The following is a 23,817-nucleotide window of genomic DNA, read 5'->3' as shown; positions in this document are numbered from 1 at the left end:
TCTGGACAGGGGTCCGGCACGCCCTTTCACACGGTGAGACCAGGGCCGGATCTGTGCGCAGCCGGAGTGCTTATAGTTATCCAGGAGTCCTGGTTAACGTGAGGAGCCACGATGAGTGAGGAGCCCGTCGGCGGGGATCTCTCGCGGTTGCGCCAGCTCAACGCATCCGCCGTACTGCGGGAGTTGCGGGGCGATCAGCCGCTCACGCTCACCGAATTGTCCAAACGGACGGGATTGTCGCGCGCATCGACCGAGGATGTTGCACGCGACCTGCTCGGACGCGGCTGGCTGGCCGAGGTGGCGCCCGCGTTGGGGTCGGTCGGGCGGCCGGCGCGGCGGTACCGGTTCAACGCCGGGGCCGGGCGGTTGCTCGGCGTCGACATCGGCGGGCACAAGGCGCTCGCCCTCGTCACCGACCTCGACGGCGAGGTGCTCAGCCAGACCCGGATCGCAGTCGAACCCGAGGCCGGCCGGCGCGAGCGGCTCGCAGTACTGGACCGGTGCGTGGCCAAGGCGCTCGCCGGGGCGGGCGTCGAGGCCGGCCAAATCTGGTCCACCGGCGTGGCGACCACGGGCCTCGTCGACGGCTCCGGCAAGGTCATGCTCTCCGACTCACTGCCGGAGTGGAGCGGCGTCGACCTGGCTGCGCACGTACGCCGCCTGGTCCCGGGCCCGGTCCGCGTCGAAAACGACTGCAAACTCGCGGCGCTCGCGGAGACGTGGCACGGAGTGGCCCGCTACGCCAAGGACGTCGTCTTCCTACTGGCCGGCCTGCGCACCGGCGCCGGTCTGATCATCGACGGCAAACTCCACCGAGGCTTCGCCAACTGGTCGGGCGAAATAGGCGCCCTCCCCGCCGCCGGCTGGCTGCGCGCCCCGGAACACCTCACCAACTGGCTCGAGGGAACCGCGCAACCGGCCGCGCCATCCAGTGCAACCTCGGCTTCGTCCCCCGCTCCGGTCGAGTTCGAGAGCGTGTTCATCGCCGCCCGGGCAGGTGATCCGGGTGCCACCCAAGCCGTCCGCGACTACGTGCGTGATCTGGCGGTCGGGACCTCGGCGTTGGTGCTGACGCTGGATCCGCAGTTGGTGGTGATCGGGGGTGGGTTCTCGCGGTCGGCGGACGTGATGGTGGAGCCGCTGCGGCGGGAGCTGGATCGGTGGTGCCTGCGGACGCCGGAGATCCGGGTGTCCGCGTTCGCCGACGAAGGGGTCGCGCTCGGGGCGGTCCGGCTGGCGCTCGACGCGGTGGAGTCGACGATCACCACCGGCCTGAGACCTTGACATAATTTTCCTGGACTCCATGATTATTCCCATCGCCCCGCCCAGCGAGAGGAAGCATCATGATGCGTCCGTTCCGCCTGCTCAGCGCACTCCTCACCGGTGCGCTGCTTGCCGCGCTGCTGGTCTCCCCCGCCCAAGCGACGATCAGCGGCACGTCCGCGACCAACACCGCCACGACCGTGACCTACCGCTTCACCTACACCGGCACCCCGCAGTTCCTCCGCGTGTACGTCGACACCGACCGCAACCCGTCGACCGGCTTCGCGCAGGCGGGCACCGGCGCCGACTACCTGCTCGAGAACGGCAGCCTCTACCAGCACACGGGCACCGGCTGGAGCTGGGCGCTCGTCCGCACGGTTACCTTCTCCAGCACCGGCGGAGTCGCCCAGTGGACCGTCAACCGCTCCGACCTCGGCGAGACCGCAACCCCGAACGACGCCGACCTCATCTTCCAGGTGGAAGCACCCCTCGAGACCTCCACGAAGTACACCCACGTGTACTCCGGCAGCGCCGGCGGCGCCGTGACCTACACACCGTCGACCGACAACTTCGCCAACCCCGAGCGCGGCTTCTACCACCACACCGGTGACTGCGACAAAGCCGACTTCTCCCAGAGCACTCTCGAGAGCTACCGCACCGGCCAGGGCATCTCGCTGGTGATGTGCGTCTTCTACCTGGCCGAGTACAAGAACGGCCCGATCGCGCAGGCCGCCCTCGACCAGCTCCAGCAGCAGATCAACACGGTCCGCGCGGCCGGACTCAAGATGGTGCTCCGCTTCGCGTACACCACCTCGACCGCGGGCGACGACACCACCAAGGACAGGATCCTCGCTCACCTCGACCAGCTGGCGCCGTACCTCAACGCAGGCAAGGACGTCATCGCGGTCGTCCAGGCCGGCCTGATCGGCGCGTGGGGTGAGTGGTACTACACGCAGAACTTCGGCAACGCCGGCACGGTCACCTCGACCGACTGGGCCAACCGCAAGGCCGTCACCGACAAGCTCCTGAGCGTCGTCCCGTCGACCCGGATGATCCAGCTCCGTACGCCGAAGTTCAAGCGCACCATGTACTCGACCACGGCCGTACAGCCGGGCGCCGCCTACAACGGCTCGGCTCTGTCGCGGATCGGTCACCACAACGACTGCTTCCTCGCCAGCGCCGACGACTTCGGCACGTACGAGAACCCGTCCGTCGAGTACCCGTACTTGCAGGCCGACACGACGTACGTCCCGATGGGCGGCGAGACCTGCGGGTCGAACCCGCCGCGCTCCAGCTGCCCGACCGCGACCGGCGAGCTCGCGCAGTTCCACTGGTCGTTCATCAACACCGACTACGAACCGACCGTCCTCAACTCGTGGAGCTCCGGCGGCTGCCTCGCCGGCATCAGCAAGAACCTCGGCTACCGCTTCCGCCTCGAGTCCGGCACCTACCCCGCGACCGGCTCCGCCGGCGGCAGCCTGCCCGTCTCCTTCACCGTCCACAACGACGGCTACGCGACGCCCTTCAACCCCCGCAACCTCTCGCTGGTACTGCGCAACACGTCGACCGGCTCGACGTACAAGCTCGCGATGAGTTCCGACCCGCGCCGCTGGACCGCGGGTACGTCGACCACCGTGTCGCAGACGCTCACGCTACCCACGAATCTTCCGGCAGGTTCATACACCCTGCTGCTGAACCTGCCGGATCCCCTCCTGTCCACCCGCCCCGAGTACTCCATCCACCTCGCGAACCAGGGCACCTGGGACGCAGGCACCGGGATGAACTCGCTCCTGCACACGCTCACCGTCAGCTAGTTCGAGGAGATCCCCCATGAGACGGCTTGCCGCAGGTCTCGCCATCGTCGGATTGTTGCTCCCGGCACAGACCGCGATGGCGCACCACGCACCGCCGAGTACCACCGTCACCTACACCACCTCCGACGAGAACATCTCCAACCAGGAGCGCGGCTTCTACCACCACGCCGAGACGCACTACTACGCCGACAACTCCGGCTACGTCCCGCTCGACGTCACCAAGCTGCGCGACTTCCGGACGCAGGAGCACATCACCCAGATCCTGCGCCTGTTCTACCTGGAGAAGTTCTCCAAGCAGGACGTGATCGACAAGCACTACCTCGACCTGATGCAGGCCGACTTCAACACCGCGCGGGCTGCCGGGGTGAAGATGATCGTCCGGTTCGCGTATGCGCTTCCGGGTGACGGCTGGCCGCCGCCCACGCCGTACGGCGACGCGCCGGTCACGCGAGTCGTCAAGCAGATCAAGCAGTTGACGCCGATCCTGCGGAAGAACGCCGACATGATCGCCGTCGTCCAGTCCGGTTTCGTCGGGCTGTGGGGCGAGGGCTACTACACGGACTACTTCTCGAACCCGGCCGACCCGAGCCAGGTCTCGGACCAGAACTGGGCCGACCGCAAGGCCGTCATCGACGCGCTGCTCCAGGCGCTGCCGAAGGACAAGATGGTCCAGGTGCGTACGCCGTACATGAAGCAGCGGATGTACGGGCTGCCGACGGGTACCGCGGGCGGATTGACCGCGCAGCAGGCGTACAGCGGCTCGGCGGTGGCCCGGATCGGGCAGCACAACGACTGCTTCCTGGCCAGCCCGGACGACTTCGGCACGTACCTGAGCGATCCGATCGAGCTGGACAAGGATTTCGTTGCCCAGGACACCAATTACGTCCCGGAGGGCGGCGAGACGTGCGGCGTCGACGCACCGCGCTCGGAGTGGCCGTCGGCCTCGGCCGAGATGGCGCGGCTGCACTTCTCGTTCCTGAACATCGAGTACCACCCGGACGTGCTCGCGAGCTGGGGCGACAACATCAACATCGCGAAGCAGAAGCTCGGCTACCGGTTCGCGCTGACCCAGTCCACGGTCAGCGAGTCCCACGGCAAGGTCCAGGTCGGCGTGAAGATCCGGAACGACGGCTGGGCGGCGCCGTACAACCCACGCCAGGTACAGCTGGTCTTCCAGAACGCCAAGCACACCTACCGCATCAACGTGCCGGCCGATCCGCGCCGCTGGGGGGCCGGCCAAACCGTCAGCCTGAACTGGACCGCCAAGCTCCCCGCAGGCAAGTACAAGGTCCTGCTCAACATCGCGGACCCGAAACTACAGTCCCAGTCCCACCTCCCAGGCTCTACCGAAACCTACAACGCCGTCTACGCGGTGCAGTTGGCAAACAACGGCACCTGGCAACCAACCACCGGCTACAACGACCTAGGCCAGACGGTCATCGTCAGATAGAGACCTGAGGGGTTCTCCTCTGGTGTTGCTCCTTCTCCCCGCTTACACGGCCAGAGAAGGAGCAACACCAAGGGATATCCGTTCGCGTGTCACGGGGTGCGGGCGCCGCGGGGGATGCCGGCGGCGGCGTAGGCGTCGGGTTCGTCGAGGGTTTCGTGGAGGAGGAGTTGGGCGGCGATGGAGTCGAGGCGGGGGCGGTTGTCGCGGAGGAGGCGGCGGGCCTCGGCGTAGCACTGTTCGATCAGGCGGCGGACTTCCTCGTCGACGGTGTTGAGCAGTTCGTCCGAGACGCCCGCGGTCCGCGCGTCGCCCTCGGACGGGAGGATGGAGACCGGGCCGATCGCCTCGGACATGCCCCAGCGGCCGACCATCGAGCGGGCGATCCGGGTCGCCGTCTCCAGGTCGCTCTCGGCGCCCGTCGTGACGACGCCGAGAACCTCCTGCTCGGCGGCCATCCCGCCGAGGGCGCCGATGATCCGGCCGCGTAGATACTCCACGTCGTACCCGTAGCGGTCGGACTCCGGCGTCGACAGCGTCACGCCCAGCGCACGGCCGCGCGGGATGATCGACACCTTGCGGACGGGATCCGCGCCCTTCTGGATCATCCCGAGCAGCGCGTGCCCGCCTTCGTGGTACGCCGTACGCCGGCGCTCCTCCTCCGGCATGACGACGTTGCGTGCCGCCCCGAGCTGGATCTTCTCCAGCGCGTCGGTCAGATCGCGCTGGGTGATCTGCGACTCGCCCTGACGAGCTGCCGCGAGCGCCGCCTCGTTGAGCAGGTTGGCGAGATCGGCGCCGGTCATCCCCGGCGTGGACTTGGACAGGGCGTTCAGGTCGGCGTCCGGCGCGAGCGGTTTGCCGCGCGCGTGCACCTTCAGGATCGCCTCGCGGCCCGGCTGGTCCGGCGCGTTCACCGTGATCGTGCGGTCGAACCGTCCGGGCCGCAGCAGCGCCGGGTCGAGTACGTCGGCGCGGTTCGTGGCCGCGAGCGTGACGACGCCCTCGGTGCCGGAGAAGCCGTCCATCTCGGTGAGGATCTGGTTCAGCGTCTGCTCGCCCTCGTCGTGCCCGCCGATCGAGCGGGCACCGCCGCGCGCCCGGCCGATGGTGTCGATCTCGTCGATGAAGATGATCGCCGGCGCCACCTTGCGCGCCTCGCCGAACAGCTCCCGGACCCGGCTCGCGCCGACCCCCACGATCATCTCGATGAACTCCGAGGCACTCGCGGAGAAGAAGGGTACGCCGGCCTCCCCCGCGGTCGCCCGCGCCAGCAGGGTCTTGCCGGTACCGGGCGCTCCCGACAGCAGCACGCCCTTCGGCGCCCGCGCACCGAGCCGCCGGTACTTCTCCGGATCCTTCAGGTAGTCGACGACCTCCTCGATCTCGGCCTCGACCTCGTCGATCCCCGCGACGTCGGCGAACGTCACGCGGACCGTGGTCGGATCGACCGGCTTCTTCTGCTGGCCGCTGCCGCCGAACAGCCCGCCGATACCACCGAGACCGCCGGAGGCGCGCTGCCGGCGGAACAGCCACCAGTAGAACGCGGCGATCAGCAGGAACGGGCTGAGCGAGATCAGCAGGTTGAGCAGTACGCCGCGCTGCGCGACCACCGGGGTCGCCCGAACCGTGGCGCCGCCCTTCTGCAGATCGGCGTACAGGTTGTCGTTGGCGAACGTCGGCCGCTCGGTGGTGAACTTCGTGAAGTTCTGATCCGTCTTGCCCGGCACCGGCGCGGCGTTCTTCAGCCGGCCCTGGATGGTGTCGCCCCGGGCGAAGACCTCGGCGACGTTCTGCTTCTGCACCTGCGCGGTGAAATCGGTGTAGGCGATCGTCTGCTCGCCGCCGGCCAACTGGTCCTGCATCGTCGTGAGCAGGAACAGGACGAGGTACCCGCCGACGATCCACGCGGCCCACTTCCACCACCGCGGCCGGCGAGGCTTCTCGCCGTCACCGTGCCCGGGCGGCAGACCCTCGGTCCGCCACGGCTTGTGCGGGGGACGCTGCGCGCCGTCGCGCCCATTCCCCTGCGCAGGGCCCTGTCCCGAGCCCTGACCAGACCCTTGGCCGGCGTCCTGCCCGCGATCGGCCGTGGACTGGTCCTTCGGCGGCGGCTGATCCTTGTCGCTCATGAAGCCAACATAGGACCTGAACCGGCCGCGAAACAGCAACAACTCCAGCGACGTACCCTGGCTCATGCCGGTACAGATGCCAACCCCCTTGATCCTCGACTGCGATCCCGGCCACGACGACGCGATGGCAATCCTGCTTGCGGTGGCCGATCCGGCCGTCGACCTGCTCGCGGTGACGACCGTGGCCGGCAACCAGACCGTCGACAAGTGCACCGTGAACGCACGCCGTGTGCTGTCCCTCGCGCAAGTGGCCGACATCCCGGTCGCGCGGGGTGCGGATCGGCCGCTGGCACGCCGTTTGCGCATCGCCGACGACGTCCACGGGCAGACCGGCCTCGACGGCCCGCTGTTCGAGGACGAGCCGTCCGTGCCGGAGTCGCCGTACTCCGCGCACGGGCTGCTGGTCGACGTACTGCGGGCGAGGCCGGCGACGATCGTGGCGACCGGAGCACTGACGAACGTCGCGCGGCTGCTCTCCGAAGAACCGGCGCTGGCCGCGAACATCACCGAGATCGTCTGGATGGGCGGATCCACCGGCCGCGGCAACATCGCACCGCTCGCCGAGGCCAACGCGTCCGTCGATCCCGAGGCGGCGGACGTCGTGGTGCGGTCGGGCGTGCCGTTCACGATGTGCGGGCTGAACGTCACGCATCAGGCGCTCGTGACCGACGAGGTACTGGCACGCTTCGACCGGATCGGTACGCCGTTGGCACGGGTCTGCATGGAGTGGATGACGTTCTTCGCGTCGACGTACCGCGAGCTGTTCGGCTTCGAGGCGCCACCGCTGCACGATCCGGTCGCCGTGGCGCGAGTGATCGACCCGGCCATCGTCGGTTGCGTCGAGGCGAATCTGGTGATCGAGACCAAAGGCGAGTGGACCGCCGGAGCAACCGTCGTGGACCTGGACGGCTACACCGGGCGCCCGGCCAATGCGCGGATCGCGGTCGAGCTGGATCGGGATGCGTTCTGGGACCGGATGGTCGGCGCCGTGAGCTCGTTCGTCTGCTGACAGCGGAAGAGTCTTCTCCCGGCGGATCGGGTGGCGCAGGGTGGTGGGGAACGAAGCAACCGGGAGGAAAGCATGTACCTGGACAAGCCCGCCGCACTCTGGCCGCCGGGTCCGGAGATCCCGAGCCCGGGGCCCGCGACCCCGAGCAGGCCGGGACCCGCACCGTCGCCAGGGACGCCTCAGCCGGCCCCGCAGCCCATCCTGCCCACCTGGTACGAGCCGACCTCGATCAGCCTCGAGCGGGAGCTCGCCGACCGGCTGCTCGCGCAACGGACCATCCTGGTCAGTGGCCGGCTGGACGACGCACTCGCAAGTCACGTGACGGCGCAGCTCCTGCTGCTTGATGCCCACAGCAACGACCTGGTCACACTGCAGCTGTCCTCCGCCGACTCCGAGCTCGAAGCCGCACTCGCGCTCGCCGCCGCGATCGACCTGGTCGGTTCGCCGGTCCATGCCGTTGCCCGCGGCACCGTTCGCGGTCCGGCCGTCGGCGTACTCGCGGCGGCCGCGCAGCGCGAAGCCCACCGCCACACCATGTTCGTCCTGTCGTTGCCGCACTTCGTTGCCGAAGGCACCGCGGACCAGCTCGCCACCCTCGCCGACCACCACGAACGCCAGGTCGCCCGCTTCCGGGACCTGATCGCCCACGCCACCGGCCGCTCCGCCGACGAGGTGGCAACCGACCTCGACCCAGGTCGCGTCCTCAACGCCCAGGAGGCAAAGGACTACGGCCTGATCACCCAGCTGCTGTGATCGTCAGCACCAGGCGGCCGGCGGTATCGCCGGTCGCCTGACGTTTCCACGCGTCCGCGACCTCGTCGAGCGTGACGGTCTCATGTGCCACCGCGATGGCGCCGAACGCCGCATGCTGCAGTACGGCGGTGAGCGCGTCACGCCGCTGGTCCGCCGTCAGCGCGTTGTTCGTGTACCCGAGAACACTCGCGGTCCGGCTCCGCAGTACCGACGACGAGAACACCGCCTCGTCACCCGACGACCCACCGAGATTGACGAGCCGCCCGCCCGCAGCAAGCACCCGCGCCGCAGCCGTTGCCGCCGCACCGAAGACCGGATCGATCACCACGTCGTACGACGGCTCGCCGAGGGCCGCCGTCAGCTGGTCGACCTCGGTGCTCGCGGCAACCACCTCGTCCGCGCCTGCCGCCAGCGCACGCTGTTGTGACGCCTCCGACCGCGCCACCGCCACCACCCGCGACGCCCCGAGAACCTTCGCCGCCCCGATCGCCACCTGCCCGACCGCACCGCCACCACCGAGCACGAGGACCTGCTCCCCCGCCGCCATCTCAGCCCGCCAGGTCAAGGCCATCCACCCGGCAACCCCCGACAACCCGATCGCCGCAACCGCAGCGTCGCTCACGCCGGTCGCGTCCAGCGGCACCAGGTCGGCATCGGGTACGGCGGCCAACTCCGCGAAGCTTCCGTTGCCGGCGGCCATCCCGGCCGAGGTCGCGAAGAACACGCGTGTCCCCGGCGCCACCACCTCGGACTGTTCGACCACGCCGACGCCTTGCACACCCGGCACGTACGGCAGCGCCGGCGGCCCGAAGTACGACGTACCGGAAGCACACAACAGATCGAGCGGCACGATCGGAGCCGCGGTGACGCGGACGATCGACACGCCCTCGGACGCGACCGGCGCCGGGTGGTCGCCGTGCGCCGGTGGCTCACCATGGGTGTGCAGAACAGCGGCTCGCACGCGAACTCCTCAGGTGGCGATGTCGGGATAGGGCAACGAGTAGTGCTCCTGCAGGACACGACCGTACGCCTTCTGGTACTCGAGCGGCCCGTGGTCCCGTTCGAACATTGCGATGAACAGCGTCAGCGTCAGGAACGGATGTGCGCCGAGGCCGAACAGCGCGACATGATCATGGTCACGCAACGCCTTCCGCTCGTCGTCGGTGAACGCGAGCCACGTCGACTTCTCCGCGACCGCGCAGTTCAGGATCTCGTTGGCCCGCTCCTGCTCCCACCACGCCACCGTGCCGGCCGGATCGTCGCGGTAGCGCTCGACCAGCTCAGGATCCCGGTCGACGGTGTAGAGGAACTTGTCCAGCAGGTACTTGCTCATGCCGGCACTCCGTTCGGGTACCAGGTGAAGTACGCCTCCATGGTGTGGAACAGGTCCAGCGAGTCGACGTGATCCGCCTTCGCCCCCGCCCCTGCGGCGCCCATCATGAGCATGAAGTCCATGAACCCGTGCGTCGCGTTGCCCGGCTGGTGCAGGCTGTCCAGCGTCACCTCGGACAGGCATCCCTCGACGTCGCCGCTCGCGATCCACTCCACCGCCTTGCGGTCGAACTCCGGGTCGGGCCCATGCTCGCCGAACTGCCGCGGCCCGCCGAGCTCCAGCGACAGGTGCCCGGTGCCGATGATCGCGACCCGCTTGTCGATCGGCCACGACTCGACCAGCTGCCGGATCGTCCGGCCCAGCTCGACGAACCGGCCGGGACGCGGCAGCGGCGGCGCGAAGATGTTCGTGTAGATCGGCACGATCGGCAGGTCCGCCTCCGGGCGCAGCGTGATGATCGGGCAGGTGATGCTGTGGTCGATCCGCAGTTCGTTGCTGAAGGCAAGGTCGAAGCCGGCGTCCAGCCCGTTCCGCAGCAGGTGCGACGCCAGTTGCTCGTCGCCGGCCAGTCGCATCCGCGGCAGCCCGAACTCGCGCTCCTCGTTGTACCAGTTCGCGTCGAAGTACGGCGCTTTGCCGACCAGGAACTGCGGCATGTTGTCCAGCCACAACTGGTGGAAATGATCGCTGCCGACCATCACCAGGATGTCCGGGCGCGCCTTCGTCAACGTCTCCCGGAAGGCCTCGATCTTCGCCACCCATTCATCGGCGAACGGCGGCCGGTCCGCCCCGGTAGCGGTGCTCGCACGGTAGTAGAACGGATGGTGGGTGGAGGCGATCACCGCGGCGACTGTTGCCATGTGGTGCTCCTTCAGCTTTCCGGATCGACGTAGACGGCGTTGCGATCGACAGTCAGGTAGGCGTCCATACCGATGGGACGCCGGCGCTCCTCGGCGAGCTGGCCGAGGAGGCCCGCCGCCCGCGCGAGCAGCGCGAAGCCCCGCAGCAACTCGACCGGCAGGCCGAGGTCGGCGAGCGCTGCGCCGCACACACCGGCGCCGTTCAACGGGAGCTTGCGGCCCAGCACCTGTTCGTGCACGCGCCCGATCGCCTGGAAGAGTTTGAGATGCGGACCTTCGAGACCTTCCTCGCGGGCGATTCCGATGAGCACCGGGGTCCGTGGGTCCTGGACCTTGTGCACCGGATGCCCGAGACCAGGGATGTACGTTCCGTCGGCGCGGGACTGTTCGACGAGCTCGAGCGCGAGGGCGTCCCAGCCCGCATCATCCGCCGGAAGGTCCTCGCCGAGCGCCGCGTGCAGGAACTGTCCGCAGTCCTCGGTCACGCCCAGGAACCGCGATCCGCCACCCAGCAGACCCGCGGCCAGCGCACCCTGCAAGGAGTCGGGCGCCGACAGGTACGTCAGCCGGGCGGCGATCGCGGTGGGAGTGAACCCGTGATCCGCCAACGCGACCAGGACCGCCTCGAACACCCGGGTCTCCGACGGTGTCGGCCGGCGCATCGCGACCAGCCAGAACGCCAGCTCGCCGAACCCGACCTTCCCCATCAGATCAGCGGTGAGATCCTGCCCGAGCAGGCGGATCTCGTCGGCGGTCGACGTACCGAGCGAGGTCGGGAACGCCGGCGGTACGACCTGGTCGTCGCTCATCGGTCAGCCTCCAGCCACTTCCTCAGCTCGGCGCCGTGTTCGTCGAGCGACGGTGGGGGAAGCCGGTACGACGCGGCGCCATCGGCACCGCCCGAATTGCCGGTGAACGTGATCGGGTTCCGCACACCGGGGATCCCGCCGACCGTCACCACCGGATCCAGCCCGATGTCCTCCGCGAACGCCACCCCGCCGTCGACGGTGTTGATCGGCCCGCACGGCACGCCGGCCGCGATGATGTCCCGGAACCACTCCAGCTTCGTCCGCGTCGCCAACCGCGCGATCAGCAACGGCCGCAGCTCCTCCCGGTTGGCGGTCCGCTTCTCGTTCCGGTCGAAGCGCGGATCGTCGGCCAGCTCCGGTACGCCGAGGACTTCCACGAGCTTGCGGAACTGCCCGTTGTTCCCGGCCGTGATGATCAGGTCCCCGTCCGCGCACGGCATCGGCTCGTACGGGAAGAGGCTCGGATGGCTGTTGCCCATCCGCAGCGGTACGACGCCGCCCGCGACGTACGCGCTCGACTGGTTGACCAGCCCGGACAGCGCCGACGACAGCAGGTTGACCTCGACGTGCTGACCGCGACCGGTCTCGTGCCGCGCGTTCAGCGCGGACAGTACGCCGATCGTCGCGTGCAACCCCGCCATCACGTCGAAGACCGAGATCCCGGCCCGGAACGGCTCGCCGTTGGGGTCGCCGGTCAGGCTCATCAGCCCGGAGATGGCCTGCACGATCAGGTCGTACCCGGGCAGCTCGGCGCCCTTCGGTCCGGAGCCGAATCCGCTGATCGACGCGTAGATCAGCTTCGGGTTGCCCTCGGCAACGGTTTCGTAGTCCAGGCCGAACCGGGCCAGCCCGCCCGGCCGGAAGTTCTCCACCAGCACGTCCGCGCGGCGCGCCAGCTCCTGCGCCGCCGCGCGGTCCCCGGCGTCCTTCAGGTCGAGCGCGATTGACCGCTTGTTCCGGTTCACCGCGAGGTAGTACGTCGAGATGCCGTCGCGGACCGGTGGCTGCCAGGACCGGGTGTCGTCCCCGCCGGGCGCCTCGACCTTGACCACGTCGGCGCCGAGGTCGGCGAGCAGCATGGTCGCGTACGGCCCGGCCAGGATCCGGGAGAAGTCGGCCACCAGCAGTCCCGAGAGCGGACCCGTCACACGACCTCCCCGACGTCATCTACGGACATCTGTCCGCGCTTCAGTCTCAACCGGCCCGGATCCGCCTGTCAACCGCCCTGTCCGAGACCTTGACACCGTTCGCACCGACTCCAATAGTGAGCCCCACCGCCCCATTGACCGTCATACGGACGCCTGTCCGATTGCTCCTGGGAGGGGATCAGATGACCACCGCCGAACCACCGATCGCCGGCCGTCCGGTACTGCTGCGCGGCGGCACCGTGCTGACCATGGACGATCGCCACACGATCGTCGACAAGGGCGACGTGCTGATTGCCGACAATCAGATTGCAGCCATCGGCCCGGCCCTCGAGGTCCCCGAGAACACCCAGGTGATCGACGCGACCGGCGGCATCGTGATGCCCGGCATGATCGACACCCACCGGCACATGTGGCAGACCGCGATGCGCGCGTACGGCGCCGACTGGACGCTGACGCAGTACTTCGTCTGGTACTACCTCGAGCACGGCAAGACGTTCCGGCCGGAGGACATCCACGCCGGCAACCTGACCTCGGCCTGGGAGTCGCTCGAGGCAGGTGTGACCACGACCGTCGACTGGTCGCACGGGTTGCAGAGCGTCGACCACGCCGAGGCGGCCGCGGACGCGTTGCGCGCGGTACCCGGGCGGTTTGTTCTTGCCTACGGCAACATTCAGGCTGGACCGTGGGAGTGGACCGCGGACCCGGCCGTGCGGTCGTTCCTGGAGCGGTTGCGGGACGACTCGCAGCTCGGTCTGCAACTGGCCTTCGACGTGACCGGCGACCCGGCGTTCCCGGAGCGGGCCGCGTTCGAGGTGGCGCGCGAGCTCGGGCTCGGCGTGACCACGCACGCGGGTGTGTGGGGCGCGACCAACGACAACGGCATCAAGCTGATGCACGAGAACGACTTCATGACCCCGCAGAACATCTACGTCCACGCGGCCACGCTGACGACGGACTCGTACCAGCGGATCGCCGCGACCGGCGGATCGATCTCGGTCTCGACCGAGTCCGAGCAGAGCGCCGGCCAGGGCTACCCGCCCACCTGGCAGGTACGCCGGCACGACATCCCGGTGTCGTTGTCGATGGACACGAGCGTGTGGTGGAGCGGCGACCTGTTCAGCTCGATGCGGACCACGCTCGGCGCCGATCGGGCCCGCGAACACCTCGAGGCGCACATGAAGGGCGCCACCGTGACCCACAGCCATCTACGCGCCGAGCATGTCGTCGAGTGGGCCACCCGCGGCGGCGCGAAGGCACTCGGCCGCGACGACCTCGGCAGCCTCGAACCGGGCAAGAAGGCCGACGTGATCCTGATCAAGAACGATGCGTCGCCGGTGTCGTTCCCGCTGATCAACCCGTACGGGCAGGTGGCGTTCCAGGCCCAGCGCGGCGACGTGCACACGGTCATCGTCGACGGCCGGGTGGTGAAGTTCGCGCACGAGTTGGTCGGCTGCGACCTGTCCGCCGTCCGCCAGGAGGTCGAGGCTACCGTCGACTACCTGCGCTCGAGTCTGGGCGAGGAGGCGTGGCGGAGCGGGATGAACCCGGAGCTCCCGAAGGGCGAGGTGCTCGACAACCCGTACCAGTACACCGACTACAAGTCCGACTCGACGCGGGAAGCACGTGGCACCATCTTCGGTGAGTCGTAGTCGATCGAGGAGGAAGAACTGATGGCAGGGCGTGGCGCGGGTCCGGATTTCGTCGAGTCGCTGGCTCGCGGGCTGGATGTGCTCGCCTGCTTCGACGCCGGCCACCGGACCATGTCGCTCAGCGAGGTCGCAAGCGCGGCCGGTCTCGCCAGGCCGACCGCGCGCCGCCTCCTGCTGACTCTCGAGGAGCTCGGCTTCGTCCGCACCACCGACGGCGCGTTCCAGCTGACCCCGAAGGTCCTCACCCTCGGGATGGCGTACGTCGGTTCGCTCGGACTCTGGGACATCGCCAAACCGCACCTCGAATCGCTCGTCGCGCGGACCGGTGAGTCGTCGTCGATGGCGCAGCTCGACGGCTCCGACATCGTCTACGTGGCCCGGGTATCGGTGCCGAAGCTGATCGCGCTCCGGGTCGACATCGGCACCCGCTTCCCGGCCGCGCAGACCTCACAGGGCAAGGTGCTGCTCTCCGCCCTCTCCCCCGACGAGCTGGCCGATGTCCTCGCGTTGCCGAGTCGCGCCGGACTTCCGCCGTACATCGGCCGGACGGCGGAGCAGCTACACGACCAGCTCACCGAGATCCGCGCCCGCGGGTGGGCGCTGGCCGACGAGGAGCTCGCGCCGGGCGTCCGCTCGGTCGCGGCACCGGTCCGCGACGGTACCGGTACGGTCCGGGCCGCGATGAACGTGACCGTCCATGCCGCCGAGACCACCGTCGACACGCTGCTGCACGACCACCTCCCGCTCCTGCTGCGTGCTGCGGGCGACGTGAGTGCGGAGTGGGCGCTCTGGCAATCTCGTCCCCACGTCGAGATCGAGCAACAGCGCGAAACGACTGCTTGAATGGCCGCATGACAGTTCTCGACTCCCCCATTCCGCGCTTCCATCTCGCGATGCCGGTCGACGACCTCGACGCGGCCCGGCACTTCTACGGCGAGGTCCTCGGCCTCGAGCAAGGCCGCAGCTCCGGGTCCTGGATCGACTGGAACCTGCGCGGCCACCAGTTCGTCACGCACCTCGCCCCGGAGCGCCGGCAGCGGATCCACAACCCGGTCGACGGCCACGACGTACCCGTGCCGCACTTCGGGCTGATCCTTACCGTCGAGCAGTTCCAGGAGTTCGCGGAGCGGTTGAAGGCGGCCGGCGTCGAGTTCGTCATCGAGCCGTACGTCCGCTTCCAGGGCCAGACCGGCGAACAGTGGACGATGTTCTTCCTCGACCCGGCCGGGAACGCCCTGGAATTCAAGGCGTTCGCGGACGATTCGCAGGTCTTTACGGCGTGATCCAGCCGGTGAGGATCGTGGTGCCGGAGCGCGTTGCGCAGACCAAACGGTATGGAACGTTGGGCGGTGGATGGAGGACGAAGAAGCCGAGGTCGTCGATGTCCGTGGCCGACAGCTTGCCGCCCTCGCCGCGGGCACTGACCGTGCCGGCCTCGGGCGGGTCCAGCTGACCGAGCACTGCGTCGGGGGTCAGCTCGAGCTCGACCGTCCAGCCGTCGGAGGCGAAGGTGAGCGACCGCAGGATCGCGCTCTCGGAGCGGATCGCGAGTGCGTCGAGTGAGTCCCAGGCCGAGTCGTAGGTGAGCGCCGCCAGTTCGGCGTCGATGGTCCGCCACGCGAACGCCGCCTTGCCTGCGTCGACGAACGCCGTCGGCACCTCATCGGTAGACCCCAGCGCGTCACGCAGGGCATCGATCAACTTCTCGTCGTCGTTCCAGTCCGGATGAATCACGGTTCTCACCTCCTCGTCCCTTGATCGAATCCTTCGGGTCCGTCCGCGGCCAGCAACGCCAGCGCCGGGGTCTGCCGTAGCCGGGTCAGGCAGCGGGCCCGGTTCGGCCCGATGCTGCCGATCGGCACCTGCAGTCGCCGGCTGATCTCGTCGTACGGCGCCGGCGGGTCCTGGATCAGCAGCGCCAGCAGGAGCTGACACCGCCGCGACAGCTCGGCGAACGCCGTCCGCAGGATCGCGCGGCGCTCGTGCCGCAGTACTTCCTCTTCGGCGATCGCCTGCTCGGGCACATCGGCCGACTCCGCGATGTCGACCGGCTCGACCCGGCTGGTCGAACGGATCAGCCGGAAACATTCCCGCTGGGTCGTGGTCGCGATCCACCCCGGCAAGGCGGCCGGCTCGCGCAGACCGGGTAAGTGCTCGACCAGCCGCAGCCAGACACTCTGCCCGACATCGTCGATATCAGGCTGCGCCAATCGGCACCGTCGGCACACCGAGAAGACCAGCGGCGCGTAGCGCTCCACCAGCTCGTCCCAGGCGCTCTTGTCGCCGTCCCTGGCCCGGGTGACCAGGTCGACGACTGTCGGGTCGTCCCGCATGCCGCCCCCCTTTCTCACCGGACCGCTTCACTAGTACAGAGTCGGTCCGGACGACTGCTGATACAACCGGTCGCTAAGCGCCGAGGGCGACGAACGATCGCGCCGCGGCGACAGTGACCGGATCGCCCCGTGCCTCGGCCCGCGCCCCGGCGAACGCGGCCGCGAGCGACTGGCCGGCCTGCAGGTTGTCGTGCAACGCGAGCATGAGCGGCGCGGTGGCCGGATCGTTCACCGGTACGACGCTCGCCAGGATTCCCGCCGCACCCAACGGGATCAGGCTGCTGCTCAACCCGAGCAGCTCGTCCGCGCCGACCGGCTTCGCGAGGCCGGAGTCGCAGCTCGACAACACCATCCGGTACGGCGCTCTGCGCAGCCGCTCGAAGTCGTACACGGTCAGCGGCCCGTCGTCGAGCCGCAACGACGAGAAGAGCGGACTGTCCGCGCGGAACGTCCCATGCGCGGCGATGTGTGCGATCCAGGCCCCGTCGAGCTCGCGCAGGACCTTCTCCGCGGTCGCATCGCCGTCCGCCAGCACGGTCGCGTCCGGATACTTCTCCGCCAACCGCATGACCTCGGCCCGGCCGGCCGACAACCCCGGACCGAGCACCAGCACGACACGCCGATCGGCGGGTGGCCGCAACCGCCGCGCCCGCAACCAGGTCGCCGCCGACGGCACCACGTTGACGGACCGGTCGGCCAAGGCCGGCACCAGCCCCCACGGCAACGCCTGCAACCGGCTCGGCGGCACCATCACCACCGCCCGATCCCCCATCTGCTCCTGCGCCGCCCCGAGAATCGCGTCCCCGAGCCGAGCCCCCAACACCTCCAGCGACGGCCCTCGTTGCGCCTGACCACGCGCTCCTCGACCGTGAGCCAACCAACGGAGGCGGAAGCGGGAGCGTTCGACCTCGACCGCCGCGGCCGTCAGCGGGCCGACCTCGTGCCGACTGATCCGCCCGTCCCGTACCACCACCGCGTGCAGCATGCCGTCGACCTCGATCAGCTCGACGAGCACCGTCTCGCCCAACGCCTCGACCAGAGCGTCGACGTCCAACCGCGCCGCGCCGCCAGGCAACGCGCCGCCCTGCGCCCGCAACGCCTGATCCCGAACAGCCTTCTCCAGTCGCCGACGTTCCTTGTCCAGCGAAGGATCGGGCGACGCGTCCAACCGCCGTACGACGTCCCGCAACGCCGCAAGGTCAGCGCCGAGCTGCTCGTCGTCCGACGGCCGAACCGGCGGAACGCCGAGCGCAGTCGCCCGCCACCGCTCGCCCCAGACCAGCAGGCGCCGCGGATCGTCCCGCCGCAACGCATCCCGCAGCGCCAGCTCCGCCAACTCCGCACCCTGGCCGGTCGCCAATGCCCGAAGCTCGGTCGCCCCCATCGTCAGCCGATGCTCGTCCAACGCATCGAGCCCTCGACCGCAAGCCGCCAACATGCCGCGCACATCGGACCGAGCCTCCGCCCGCAACGCCTTCCCCAGCCAGCCCGCGCTCCGAGCGATCGGCGGCGCATCCTTGCTGTGCTTCCCCGCGAGCTCGAGCTCGCGATCCGCGGTCCGCGACCGACCGTCCGCCAGCGCGAGCCGACCCGCCAGCAGATGCGCGGCCGACGCCTCGGACGCACCCAGCGCATCCAGCCGCCGAGCCACCGCGCCCACCCGCCGCAACAACCGCTCGCCGCGCTCGCCGGACTGATACCGAGACTCCAGCTGCACCATCGACGAACGGACCGACCACCACTCGCGGTGCTGCGCGGAGAACAACCGCCGCGCCCGATCGGCCCGCTCCCGCGCCGCCTCCGGATCGCCCGCCGCGAGCGCTGCCGTCGCGGCGGCGAACCACAGCTCGCCGCGCTTGGTCGCCGTACCGCCCTCTGCCTGCATCTGAGCGATCGCCTGATCCATCTCGGCCAGCGCCTCGGCACTGAGCCCGGCCGCGAGCAGTACGCCGCAGCGGTCGATCGCGAGGTCCGGCCACGCCACACCGACCGTGGCGAACCGGCGGCCGGCTTCGTCCAGATAGCGCAGCGCCGACGGAAGATCGCCCCGCGAGTACGCGACCAATCCACGATTTTGTCGCGCCTCGGCGTACTCGAACTCTTGACCGGTCGCGGCGTACAACTTCTCGGCCACTGCGAAATCCGCGTCCGCACGCTTCGTCCCGCCCAGCGCGAGCTGGATGAATCCGCGATAGTTCCGCGACCGCGCCTCCCAGACCTGATCGCCCGAACGCCGCAACCGCGCGATCGCCAACCGCAGGTCGTCCAGCGCCTCGCGATGCCGACCGAGGACGAGCAGTACGTCGGCGCGCCGTACCAGCACGCGCCCCGTCAGCGCACCGCGACTGAGCTCGACCGCACGATCGAGGCGCGCCAGACCTTCGCGACTCCGGCCCGCGCGACCGAGCGTTGCGCCCAACGTGGCAAGGACATCCGCCTCACGCTCGGAACGCCCGGACTGCTCCGCCAACCGCAGTGCGGTGCGCAACTCGCGCACGGCCGATGTGACGTCGCCGAGCTGACGCAGACCGATGCCCCAGGCCTGGTGCGCGATCGAGGCCTCGACCGCGCGGGCATCACTCGCCAGCAGGCTGCGCGCGGACGCGATCGCATCGTGCGGGCGCGACAACGCGAGTGGCAGCAGATTTTCTGCCGCCTCGGCACTCCCCCCGGCCGTCGGCATTCTGAAATGATAACGGCCGTTACATTCATCGAGGGGGGAAGGAAGGAAATGGCGGATCAAACGAGCGACCGAAAATACGTCGCTCAGATCGAACTGATTCTGGCCGCGTTCGGGCGCGAGGTCGAAGTGTCTCCCGAGGACTGGGAGAAGCGGCCGGAAGGCGCCGACTATCTGTACCGCACGGGGGTCGTCCTGGTCCGGGACGAGGACCTCACCCGGGTGATCGAGCTCTTCCAGGGCGGGCGCCCGGCCGAGGGCGGGATCGGCGGGGTCACCAGGCTGCTGCTGCCGGACAAGGTTCCGCCGGAGGCGCCGGAGGACCGGTCGACGACCCAGCGATTCCTCAAGTACGCCGACCTGCGGCTCGGACGCGGCGTGGTCACGCCCGAGCACCTGTTCTATGTGACGCCGAGCGTCAGCCCCTGTCCGGCCACCGAGCCCGAGGAGGTCCCGCCCGGGATCCCGCCGGACCCGGCGCTACCGACGCCGTTCCTCTCCGCGGGCGCCGCGGACGGGCGGGGCGTGAAGGTCGTCGTACTCGACGTCGGCTGGTCCGACGCACCCGCGGCGTACTGGCTGAACGGCGTGACCGGTGATCCGGAGAACGCGTTCGACGGTTCCGGGCGGATCCGGCCGTACGCCGGGCACGGGACGTTCATCGCCGGCGTGATGCGAGCGATCGCCCGCAACGTCGAGATCGTGGTGAAGAGCTACTTCACCTCGGCCGGCGCGATGTGGGAGTTCGACCTCGCGGCGGCCCTGGACGAAGTACTCGACCTGGCGCCGGACATCATCAGCCTCTCGGCCGGCACCAGGACGCGGTTCGACCTGCCGGCGCTCGGCCTGGACGTGTTCATCCAGACCCGGCTGAACCGCGTCAACGGCCTCACGCTGGTCGCCGCGGCCGGGAACGAAGCGAGCCGGGACTACTTCTGGCCGGCCGCGTTCCCGGAGACCGTCGGCGTCGGCGCGCTCGCGGACAACGGCCGCGACCGGGCGTCGTTCAGCAACTTCGGTGGCTGGGTCGACGTCTACGCCCCGGGCGAGAATCTGGTGAACGCGTTCCTCACCGGCGACTACGAGTGCACCGAACCGCCGAACGCCGGCCAGCTGCGCTCGTTCGCCGGCATGGCGCGCTGGAGCGGTACGTCGTTCGCGACGCCGCTCGTCGCGGGCCTGATCGCCGGCCGGATGTCGCTCACCGGTGAGAACGCCAAGCAGGCCGCCGACGCGCTGCTCGCCTTCGCGCTGACCCAGCCGGAGCCGGGCGTCGGTCCGGTGCTGCGGGCCGGAGACGCGATCCCGTCCGTGAGCTGAGCCCGGCGGATCACGCGCTGAGGCGATGCGGAATCACCGGCCTGACCGCCGGACTTCCGCACCGCCTCAGCCTCCCCCTCTGCGCGCCTCCGCGCTGTCCTCCCCCCTGCGACAACCCGAAGGCTTACCCCCCATTTGTGCGGAGTCACCCTCGGTGCAGGTTGATACACCCGGTCATCGAAAAGTTTTCAGCCGGTCGGGGACTGCGGATGCTCACAGAGGAACGGGGCGCGGTTGGCGCCGGAGTGGTACTGGTACTGCGTCCCGTCGACCTCGAGGACGATCCGCGCACCCGGCACCAGCGCCTGGGTGTACATCATCCCCGGCTCCGGACAGCCGAGACTGCCGTCCGACCAGGTGACCTCCTCCGAACTCACCACCGTCACCCGGGTCGCATCGACACTCAGCCGCTCGGCCAGGTCGGCCTTGGCCTGCTCGACGGGTCCGCCGGCCGGAGTACTGCTGCTGCTCGAGGGGCTCGGTGTCATCGAAGGATTCGCTCCCGTTCCGGTGTCGGTGCCGGTGTTATTGCCGCAAGCAACCAATAGGCCAGCTGTCAGCAGTACGACACTCACTGTCCGCATCACGATCACCTCCCACAGTAGACGCCGGCGTACCTGCATTCGTTGCAGATGTATCGGACGAATGTTGTTCAGCTTCTGTTTGCCGGTCGTGACCCGGAGCCCTGAAGGATCGGGGGGACTCGGGAACCGCCTGTCCAAGGAGCATTGCATGTCAGTCGATCGTCGTTCCGTCCTCCGGGGAGCCGCCGTAGGTGCGGCCGGAGTCGGTTTCACCACCGTCGGCGCCGTACCGACCCTCGCCGAGGCCGCCCCGGCATCGTCGGCGCGCAACGGCCACACCCCGTTCCCGCAGCACCGGCCCTTCCCGCCGCTGCTGGACGACCCGAAGGGCATCCTCGCGCTGCCGGCCGGGTTCAAGTACCGCGTCGTCACGCAGGCCGGCGAGACCAAGCTGAAGAGCGGTCACCCGACGCCGGGCCTGCACGACGGCACCGCGGTCTTCAGCGCCGGCCACGGCCGCTACCAGCTGATCCAGAACCACGAGATCAGCGACAACAACGCCCTCGGAGTACCGCAGCTCGAGGGCACCGTGTACGACGCGGGCGTCGGCTCGGCCGGCGGCTGCACCGTCATCGACGTCGACAAGGACGGCAAGAACCTCGGCGAGTGGGTCGGCATCTCCGGCACGCTGACGAACTGCGCCGGCGGTCCCACCCCGTGGGGCACCTGGATGACGTGCGAGGAGACCGAGAGCAAGGCCAACGGCACCACCCGGCTGAAGGACCACGGCTACGTCTTCGAGGTGTGGGGCGACGGCAGGACCGCGCACCCCGTGCCGCTCAAGGCCCTCGGCCGGTACGCGCACGAGGCGCTCGCGATCGACGAGGACCGCACGCACATCTACCTGTCCGAGGACGCCTCCGGCCCCAACGGCACGTTCTACCGCTGGTCGGCGCCCCGCGGCTACCGGCTCAGCTCGCGCAGCTACAAGGACCTGGCCGACAAGGACTTCGGCACGCTCGAGGCGCTGGCGATCCTCGGCGACGACGGCAAGCCGATCCCGGACGTCGCGTACCTGACGTCGGCCCAGCTGCTCCGGCCGTTCCGGACCGCGTGGGTGGCGGTGCCGGACCGCGACGGCGCGACGACCTCGGTCCGCAAGCAGTTCACCGACGGCCAGATCACCCGCGGCAAGAAGTTCGAGGGCGTCTACGGCACCAAGCAGGGCGTGTACGTGGTGAACTCCTACGCCGAGTCCGGCACCGCCGACCTGCCCGCCGACGCCGTGCCGCACGACGGCATGGTGTGGTTCTACGACTACGAGGCCCGCACCATCCAGCTGGTCACGTACTTTCCCGAGAACGCCGCCGCGAACAAGGGGCCCGAGGCGAAGTACGACGACCTGAACTTCGACAGCCCGGACAACGTCACCGTGACGCCGTGGGGCTCGCTGATCCTGGCCGAGGACGGTCAGGCCAGCAGCCACGTGCTGAGCGCGACGCCGGGCGGACCGGCGTACGCCATCGCCCGGAACATGCTGAACGACTCCGAGTTCACCGGTCCGTCGTTCTCCGAGGACGGCAAGGTGCTGTTCGTCAACATCCAGACCCCCGGCATCACGCTGGCCATCACCGGCCCGTGGCGCGACTACCTCGGCTGAGCGCCGCCAGCAGGGTGAGCGAGCGTTCGTCCGGTCCGACGCGTACCTCGTTCATCAAGTAGGAGAAGGCGGTCTCGCGGCCCGGCCACGCGCCGTGCCGCGAGCCGCCAGCTCCCGCGTGACCGAACGCGTCGGCCGGCCCGTCGCCGGTCTGCAGCTCGAAGCCGGCGCCGTAAACCATTGGACTCCCCCACGTCGGCTCGATGCCGCGCCGGATCTCCCGGCGACCGAGTTCGACGGTCTCCGGCGACAGGACGCCGTCACCCAGGAGGGACGCGTAGAACTTCGCCATCCCTCGCGCCGTCGCGTAGCCGCCGACCGCGGCGAGCCCGGCGCTGCGATATTCCTCGCTGTTCCAGATCTTCTCCGAACCCGGGACCCACAGCGGGTTGGGCCGGTTCAGCTCCGACCAGGGTCCGTCGACGAGCACACCCTCCGGAGACACCATCGTCGCCACCCGCCAGTGCAGCTCGTCGGGCAGGCCGATCCACACCTCGAGGTCCAGCGGTACGGCGAACTCGTCGGCGAAGAGCTGGCCCACCACGCGGCCGTCGACGCGCCGTACAAGCTCGTCGAGGAGCCATCCCCAGGTCACCGGGTGGTACATGAACGCGGCGCGCGGATCGGACGCCGGTGCCTGCGCGGCGAGCTGTGCAGCCATCACGTCGTGGTCGAACAAGTCGGCATACCCGGCCGCCACCCACGGCAGGCGGGCCTGGTGGGACAACACCTCCGCGACCGTGATCCGATCCTTGCCCTCGGCACCGAACTCGGGCCAGTAGCGACTCAGCGGATCGTCCAATGACAGTTGGTCACGCTGCATCAGCAGCAGAACGCACGCACTGGTGAGGCCCTTGGTGCCGGAGAACATCAGGTGGATCGTGTCGCGATCCCACGCTCGGCCCGTTTCCGGATCAGCGATCCCACCCCACAGGTCGACCACCAACTCGCCCCGGTGGTACGCCGCGAACGCCGCGCCGAGCTCACCGCGCTGCGCGAAGTTCCGGTCGAAGGCCTCGGCCACGTGCTCGAATCCCGGTGCTGTCCACATGAGCTTGATGGTACCGATCGTTCTCATCTTGG

General features: G+C 69.3%; 21 protein-coding genes. 10 read left to right on the top strand and 11 right to left on the bottom strand.

Annotated elements, in window-relative coordinates; all coding sequences use genetic code 11:
- Positions 1-111 precede the first annotated feature (111 nt).
- The 3 genes from ACIA58_RS21705 to ACIA58_RS21695 are packed head-to-tail and all read left to right on the top strand — an operon-like array spanning position 112 to position 4,527.
- Positions 112-1,284, top strand: a complete 1,173-nt coding sequence (locus ACIA58_RS21705) for an ROK family protein (RefSeq protein WP_396405540.1) — start codon at positions 112-114, stop codon at positions 1,282-1,284.
- 59 nt (positions 1,285-1,343) lie between these two features.
- Positions 1,344-3,077, top strand: a complete 1,734-nt coding sequence (locus ACIA58_RS21700) for a DUF4832 domain-containing protein (RefSeq protein WP_396405539.1) — start codon at positions 1,344-1,346, stop codon at positions 3,075-3,077.
- Positions 3,078-3,093: 16 nt separating this feature from the next.
- A complete protein-coding gene (locus tag ACIA58_RS21695; RefSeq protein ID WP_396405538.1) occupies positions 3,094-4,527 on the top strand; it encodes a DUF4832 domain-containing protein in 1,434 nt (477 codons plus the stop codon).
- Between the two features lie 89 nt (positions 4,528-4,616).
- On the opposite strand, the gene ftsH is transcribed toward ACIA58_RS21695, so the two are convergent.
- Positions 4,617-6,656 (bottom strand): ATP-dependent zinc metalloprotease FtsH, encoded by a 2,040-nt coding sequence (gene ftsH, locus ACIA58_RS21690; protein WP_396405537.1) that lies wholly within the window; start codon positions 6,654-6,656, stop codon positions 4,617-4,619.
- 76 nt (positions 6,657-6,732) lie between these two features.
- Here ftsH and ACIA58_RS21685 point away from each other — a divergent pair, with 76 nt between their 5' ends.
- Both ACIA58_RS21685 and ACIA58_RS21680 read left to right on the top strand, forming a co-directional pair.
- On the top strand, positions 6,733-7,665 hold the full coding sequence (locus ACIA58_RS21685) for a nucleoside hydrolase (protein WP_396405536.1): 933 nt from the start codon (positions 6,733-6,735) through the stop codon (positions 7,663-7,665).
- Between the two features lie 72 nt (positions 7,666-7,737).
- On the top strand, positions 7,738-8,418 hold the full coding sequence (locus ACIA58_RS21680; protein ID WP_396405535.1) for an ATP-dependent Clp protease proteolytic subunit: 681 nt from the start codon (positions 7,738-7,740) through the stop codon (positions 8,416-8,418).
- Here the strand turns inward: ACIA58_RS21680 and ACIA58_RS21675 are convergent.
- Genes ACIA58_RS21675 through ACIA58_RS21655 form a run of 5 tightly spaced genes read right to left on the bottom strand, consistent with a single transcriptional unit; the run spans position 8,402 to position 12,568 of the window.
- Entirely contained in the window at positions 8,402-9,379 is a 978-nt protein-coding gene (locus ACIA58_RS21675; protein ID WP_396405534.1) for a zinc-binding alcohol dehydrogenase family protein, read from the bottom strand. The genes ACIA58_RS21680 and ACIA58_RS21675 overlap by 17 nt on opposite strands.
- A 9-nt stretch (positions 9,380-9,388) precedes the next feature.
- The gene (locus tag ACIA58_RS21670; protein ID WP_396405533.1) at positions 9,389-9,751 is read right to left on the bottom strand and encodes a hypothetical protein; all 363 of its coding nucleotides are present in this window, start codon (positions 9,749-9,751) and stop codon (positions 9,389-9,391) included.
- A complete protein-coding gene (locus ACIA58_RS21665) occupies positions 9,748-10,611 on the bottom strand; it encodes a hypothetical protein (protein ID WP_396405532.1) in 864 nt (287 codons plus the stop codon). The genes ACIA58_RS21670 and ACIA58_RS21665 overlap by 4 nt, the downstream gene beginning before the upstream one ends.
- An 11-nt stretch (positions 10,612-10,622) precedes the next feature.
- Complete coding sequence (locus tag ACIA58_RS21660; protein ID WP_396405531.1) at positions 10,623-11,420, bottom strand: citryl-CoA lyase; 798 nt, start codon at positions 11,418-11,420, stop codon at positions 10,623-10,625.
- Complete coding sequence (locus ACIA58_RS21655) at positions 11,417-12,568, bottom strand: CaiB/BaiF CoA transferase family protein (RefSeq protein WP_396405530.1); 1,152 nt, start codon at positions 12,566-12,568, stop codon at positions 11,417-11,419. The genes ACIA58_RS21660 and ACIA58_RS21655 overlap by 4 nt, the downstream gene beginning before the upstream one ends.
- A 182-nt stretch (positions 12,569-12,750) precedes the next feature.
- Between ACIA58_RS21655 and ACIA58_RS21650 the strand changes: the two genes are divergently transcribed.
- Genes ACIA58_RS21650 through ACIA58_RS21640 form a run of 3 tightly spaced genes read left to right on the top strand, consistent with a single transcriptional unit; the run spans position 12,751 to position 15,500 of the window.
- Positions 12,751-14,217, top strand: coding sequence for an amidohydrolase family protein (locus ACIA58_RS21650; RefSeq protein ID WP_396405529.1), 1,467 nt, complete (start codon positions 12,751-12,753; stop codon positions 14,215-14,217).
- A gap of 21 nt (positions 14,218-14,238) precedes the next feature.
- Positions 14,239-15,060, top strand: a complete 822-nt coding sequence (locus ACIA58_RS21645) for an IclR family transcriptional regulator C-terminal domain-containing protein (protein WP_396405528.1) — start codon at positions 14,239-14,241, stop codon at positions 15,058-15,060.
- 8 nt (positions 15,061-15,068) lie between these two features.
- Positions 15,069-15,500, top strand: a complete 432-nt coding sequence (locus ACIA58_RS21640; protein WP_396405527.1) for a VOC family protein — start codon at positions 15,069-15,071, stop codon at positions 15,498-15,500.
- Here ACIA58_RS21640 and ACIA58_RS21635 read toward each other — a convergent pair.
- The 3 genes from ACIA58_RS21635 to ACIA58_RS21625 form a co-directional block, all read right to left on the bottom strand.
- On the bottom strand, positions 15,490-15,960 hold the full coding sequence (locus tag ACIA58_RS21635) for a hypothetical protein (RefSeq protein ID WP_396405526.1): 471 nt from the start codon (positions 15,958-15,960) through the stop codon (positions 15,490-15,492). The genes ACIA58_RS21640 and ACIA58_RS21635 overlap by 11 nt on opposite strands.
- The gene (locus tag ACIA58_RS21630) at positions 15,957-16,550 is read right to left on the bottom strand and encodes an RNA polymerase sigma factor (RefSeq protein WP_396405525.1); all 594 of its coding nucleotides are present in this window, start codon (positions 16,548-16,550) and stop codon (positions 15,957-15,959) included. Before ACIA58_RS21630 ends, ACIA58_RS21635 begins: the two co-directional genes overlap by 4 nt.
- 73 nt (positions 16,551-16,623) lie before the next feature.
- Positions 16,624-19,233, bottom strand: a complete 2,610-nt coding sequence (locus tag ACIA58_RS21625) for a CHAT domain-containing protein (RefSeq protein ID WP_396405524.1) — start codon at positions 19,231-19,233, stop codon at positions 16,624-16,626.
- A gap of 48 nt (positions 19,234-19,281) precedes the next feature.
- Between ACIA58_RS21625 and ACIA58_RS21620 the strand changes: the two genes are divergently transcribed.
- On the top strand, positions 19,282-20,550 hold the full coding sequence (locus tag ACIA58_RS21620) for a S8 family peptidase (RefSeq protein WP_396405523.1): 1,269 nt from the start codon (positions 19,282-19,284) through the stop codon (positions 20,548-20,550).
- Positions 20,551-20,738: 188 nt separating this feature from the next.
- On the opposite strand, the gene ACIA58_RS21615 is transcribed toward ACIA58_RS21620, so the two are convergent.
- Positions 20,739-21,038: a hypothetical protein gene (locus ACIA58_RS21615; RefSeq protein WP_396405522.1), complete on the bottom strand. Its 300-nt coding sequence runs from the start codon at positions 21,036-21,038 to the stop codon at positions 20,739-20,741.
- A gap of 244 nt (positions 21,039-21,282) precedes the next feature.
- On the opposite strand from ACIA58_RS21615, the gene ACIA58_RS21610 reads away from it, so the two are divergent.
- Positions 21,283-22,734, top strand: coding sequence for an alkaline phosphatase PhoX (locus ACIA58_RS21610; protein ID WP_396405521.1), 1,452 nt, complete (start codon positions 21,283-21,285; stop codon positions 22,732-22,734).
- Here ACIA58_RS21610 and ACIA58_RS21605 read toward each other — a convergent pair.
- Entirely contained in the window at positions 22,703-23,785 is a 1,083-nt protein-coding gene (locus ACIA58_RS21605; RefSeq protein WP_396405520.1) for a serine hydrolase domain-containing protein, read from the bottom strand. The genes ACIA58_RS21610 and ACIA58_RS21605 overlap by 32 nt on opposite strands.
- Positions 23,786-23,817 lie beyond the last annotated feature (32 nt).

Origin of the sequence: Kribbella sp. NPDC051586, assembly GCF_044453965.1 — a bacterium.
Classification (GTDB): domain Bacteria; phylum Actinomycetota; class Actinomycetes; order Propionibacteriales; family Kribbellaceae; genus Kribbella.
This window is presented reverse-complemented; position numbering and strand designations above follow the sequence as displayed.

Excerpts from the sequence above, each read along its gene's own strand:
- ACIA58_RS21705 (WP_396405540.1), top strand. The coding sequence starts at position 112 with ATGAGTGAGGAGCCCGTCGGCGGGGATCTCTCGCGGTTGCGCCAGCTC.
- ACIA58_RS21700 (WP_396405539.1), top strand. The coding sequence starts at position 1,344 with ATGATGCGTCCGTTCCGCCTGCTCAGCGCACTCCTCACCGGTGCGCTG.
- ACIA58_RS21695 (WP_396405538.1), top strand. The coding sequence starts at position 3,094 with ATGAGACGGCTTGCCGCAGGTCTCGCCATCGTCGGATTGTTGCTCCCG.
- ftsH (WP_396405537.1), bottom strand. The coding sequence starts at position 6,656 with ATGAGCGACAAGGATCAGCCGCCGCCGAAGGACCAGTCCACGGCCGAT.
- ACIA58_RS21685 (WP_396405536.1), top strand. The coding sequence starts at position 6,733 with ATGCCAACCCCCTTGATCCTCGACTGCGATCCCGGCCACGACGACGCG.
- ACIA58_RS21680 (WP_396405535.1), top strand. The coding sequence starts at position 7,738 with ATGTACCTGGACAAGCCCGCCGCACTCTGGCCGCCGGGTCCGGAGATC.
- ACIA58_RS21670 (WP_396405533.1), bottom strand. The coding sequence starts at position 9,751 with ATGAGCAAGTACCTGCTGGACAAGTTCCTCTACACCGTCGACCGGGAT.
- ACIA58_RS21665 (WP_396405532.1), bottom strand. The coding sequence starts at position 10,611 with ATGGCAACAGTCGCCGCGGTGATCGCCTCCACCCACCATCCGTTCTAC.
- ACIA58_RS21660 (WP_396405531.1), bottom strand. The coding sequence starts at position 11,420 with ATGAGCGACGACCAGGTCGTACCGCCGGCGTTCCCGACCTCGCTCGGT.
- ACIA58_RS21650 (WP_396405529.1), top strand. The coding sequence starts at position 12,751 with ATGACCACCGCCGAACCACCGATCGCCGGCCGTCCGGTACTGCTGCGC.
- ACIA58_RS21645 (WP_396405528.1), top strand. The coding sequence starts at position 14,239 with ATGGCAGGGCGTGGCGCGGGTCCGGATTTCGTCGAGTCGCTGGCTCGC.
- ACIA58_RS21640 (WP_396405527.1), top strand. The coding sequence starts at position 15,069 with ATGACAGTTCTCGACTCCCCCATTCCGCGCTTCCATCTCGCGATGCCG.
- ACIA58_RS21630 (WP_396405525.1), bottom strand. The coding sequence starts at position 16,550 with ATGCGGGACGACCCGACAGTCGTCGACCTGGTCACCCGGGCCAGGGAC.
- ACIA58_RS21625 (WP_396405524.1), bottom strand. The coding sequence starts at position 19,233 with ATGCCGACGGCCGGGGGGAGTGCCGAGGCGGCAGAAAATCTGCTGCCA.
- ACIA58_RS21620 (WP_396405523.1), top strand. The coding sequence starts at position 19,282 with ATGGCGGATCAAACGAGCGACCGAAAATACGTCGCTCAGATCGAACTG.
- ACIA58_RS21615 (WP_396405522.1), bottom strand. The coding sequence starts at position 21,038 with ATGACACCGAGCCCCTCGAGCAGCAGCAGTACTCCGGCCGGCGGACCC.
- ACIA58_RS21610 (WP_396405521.1), top strand. The coding sequence starts at position 21,283 with ATGTCAGTCGATCGTCGTTCCGTCCTCCGGGGAGCCGCCGTAGGTGCG.
- ACIA58_RS21605 (WP_396405520.1), bottom strand. The coding sequence starts at position 23,785 with ATGTGGACAGCACCGGGATTCGAGCACGTGGCCGAGGCCTTCGACCGG.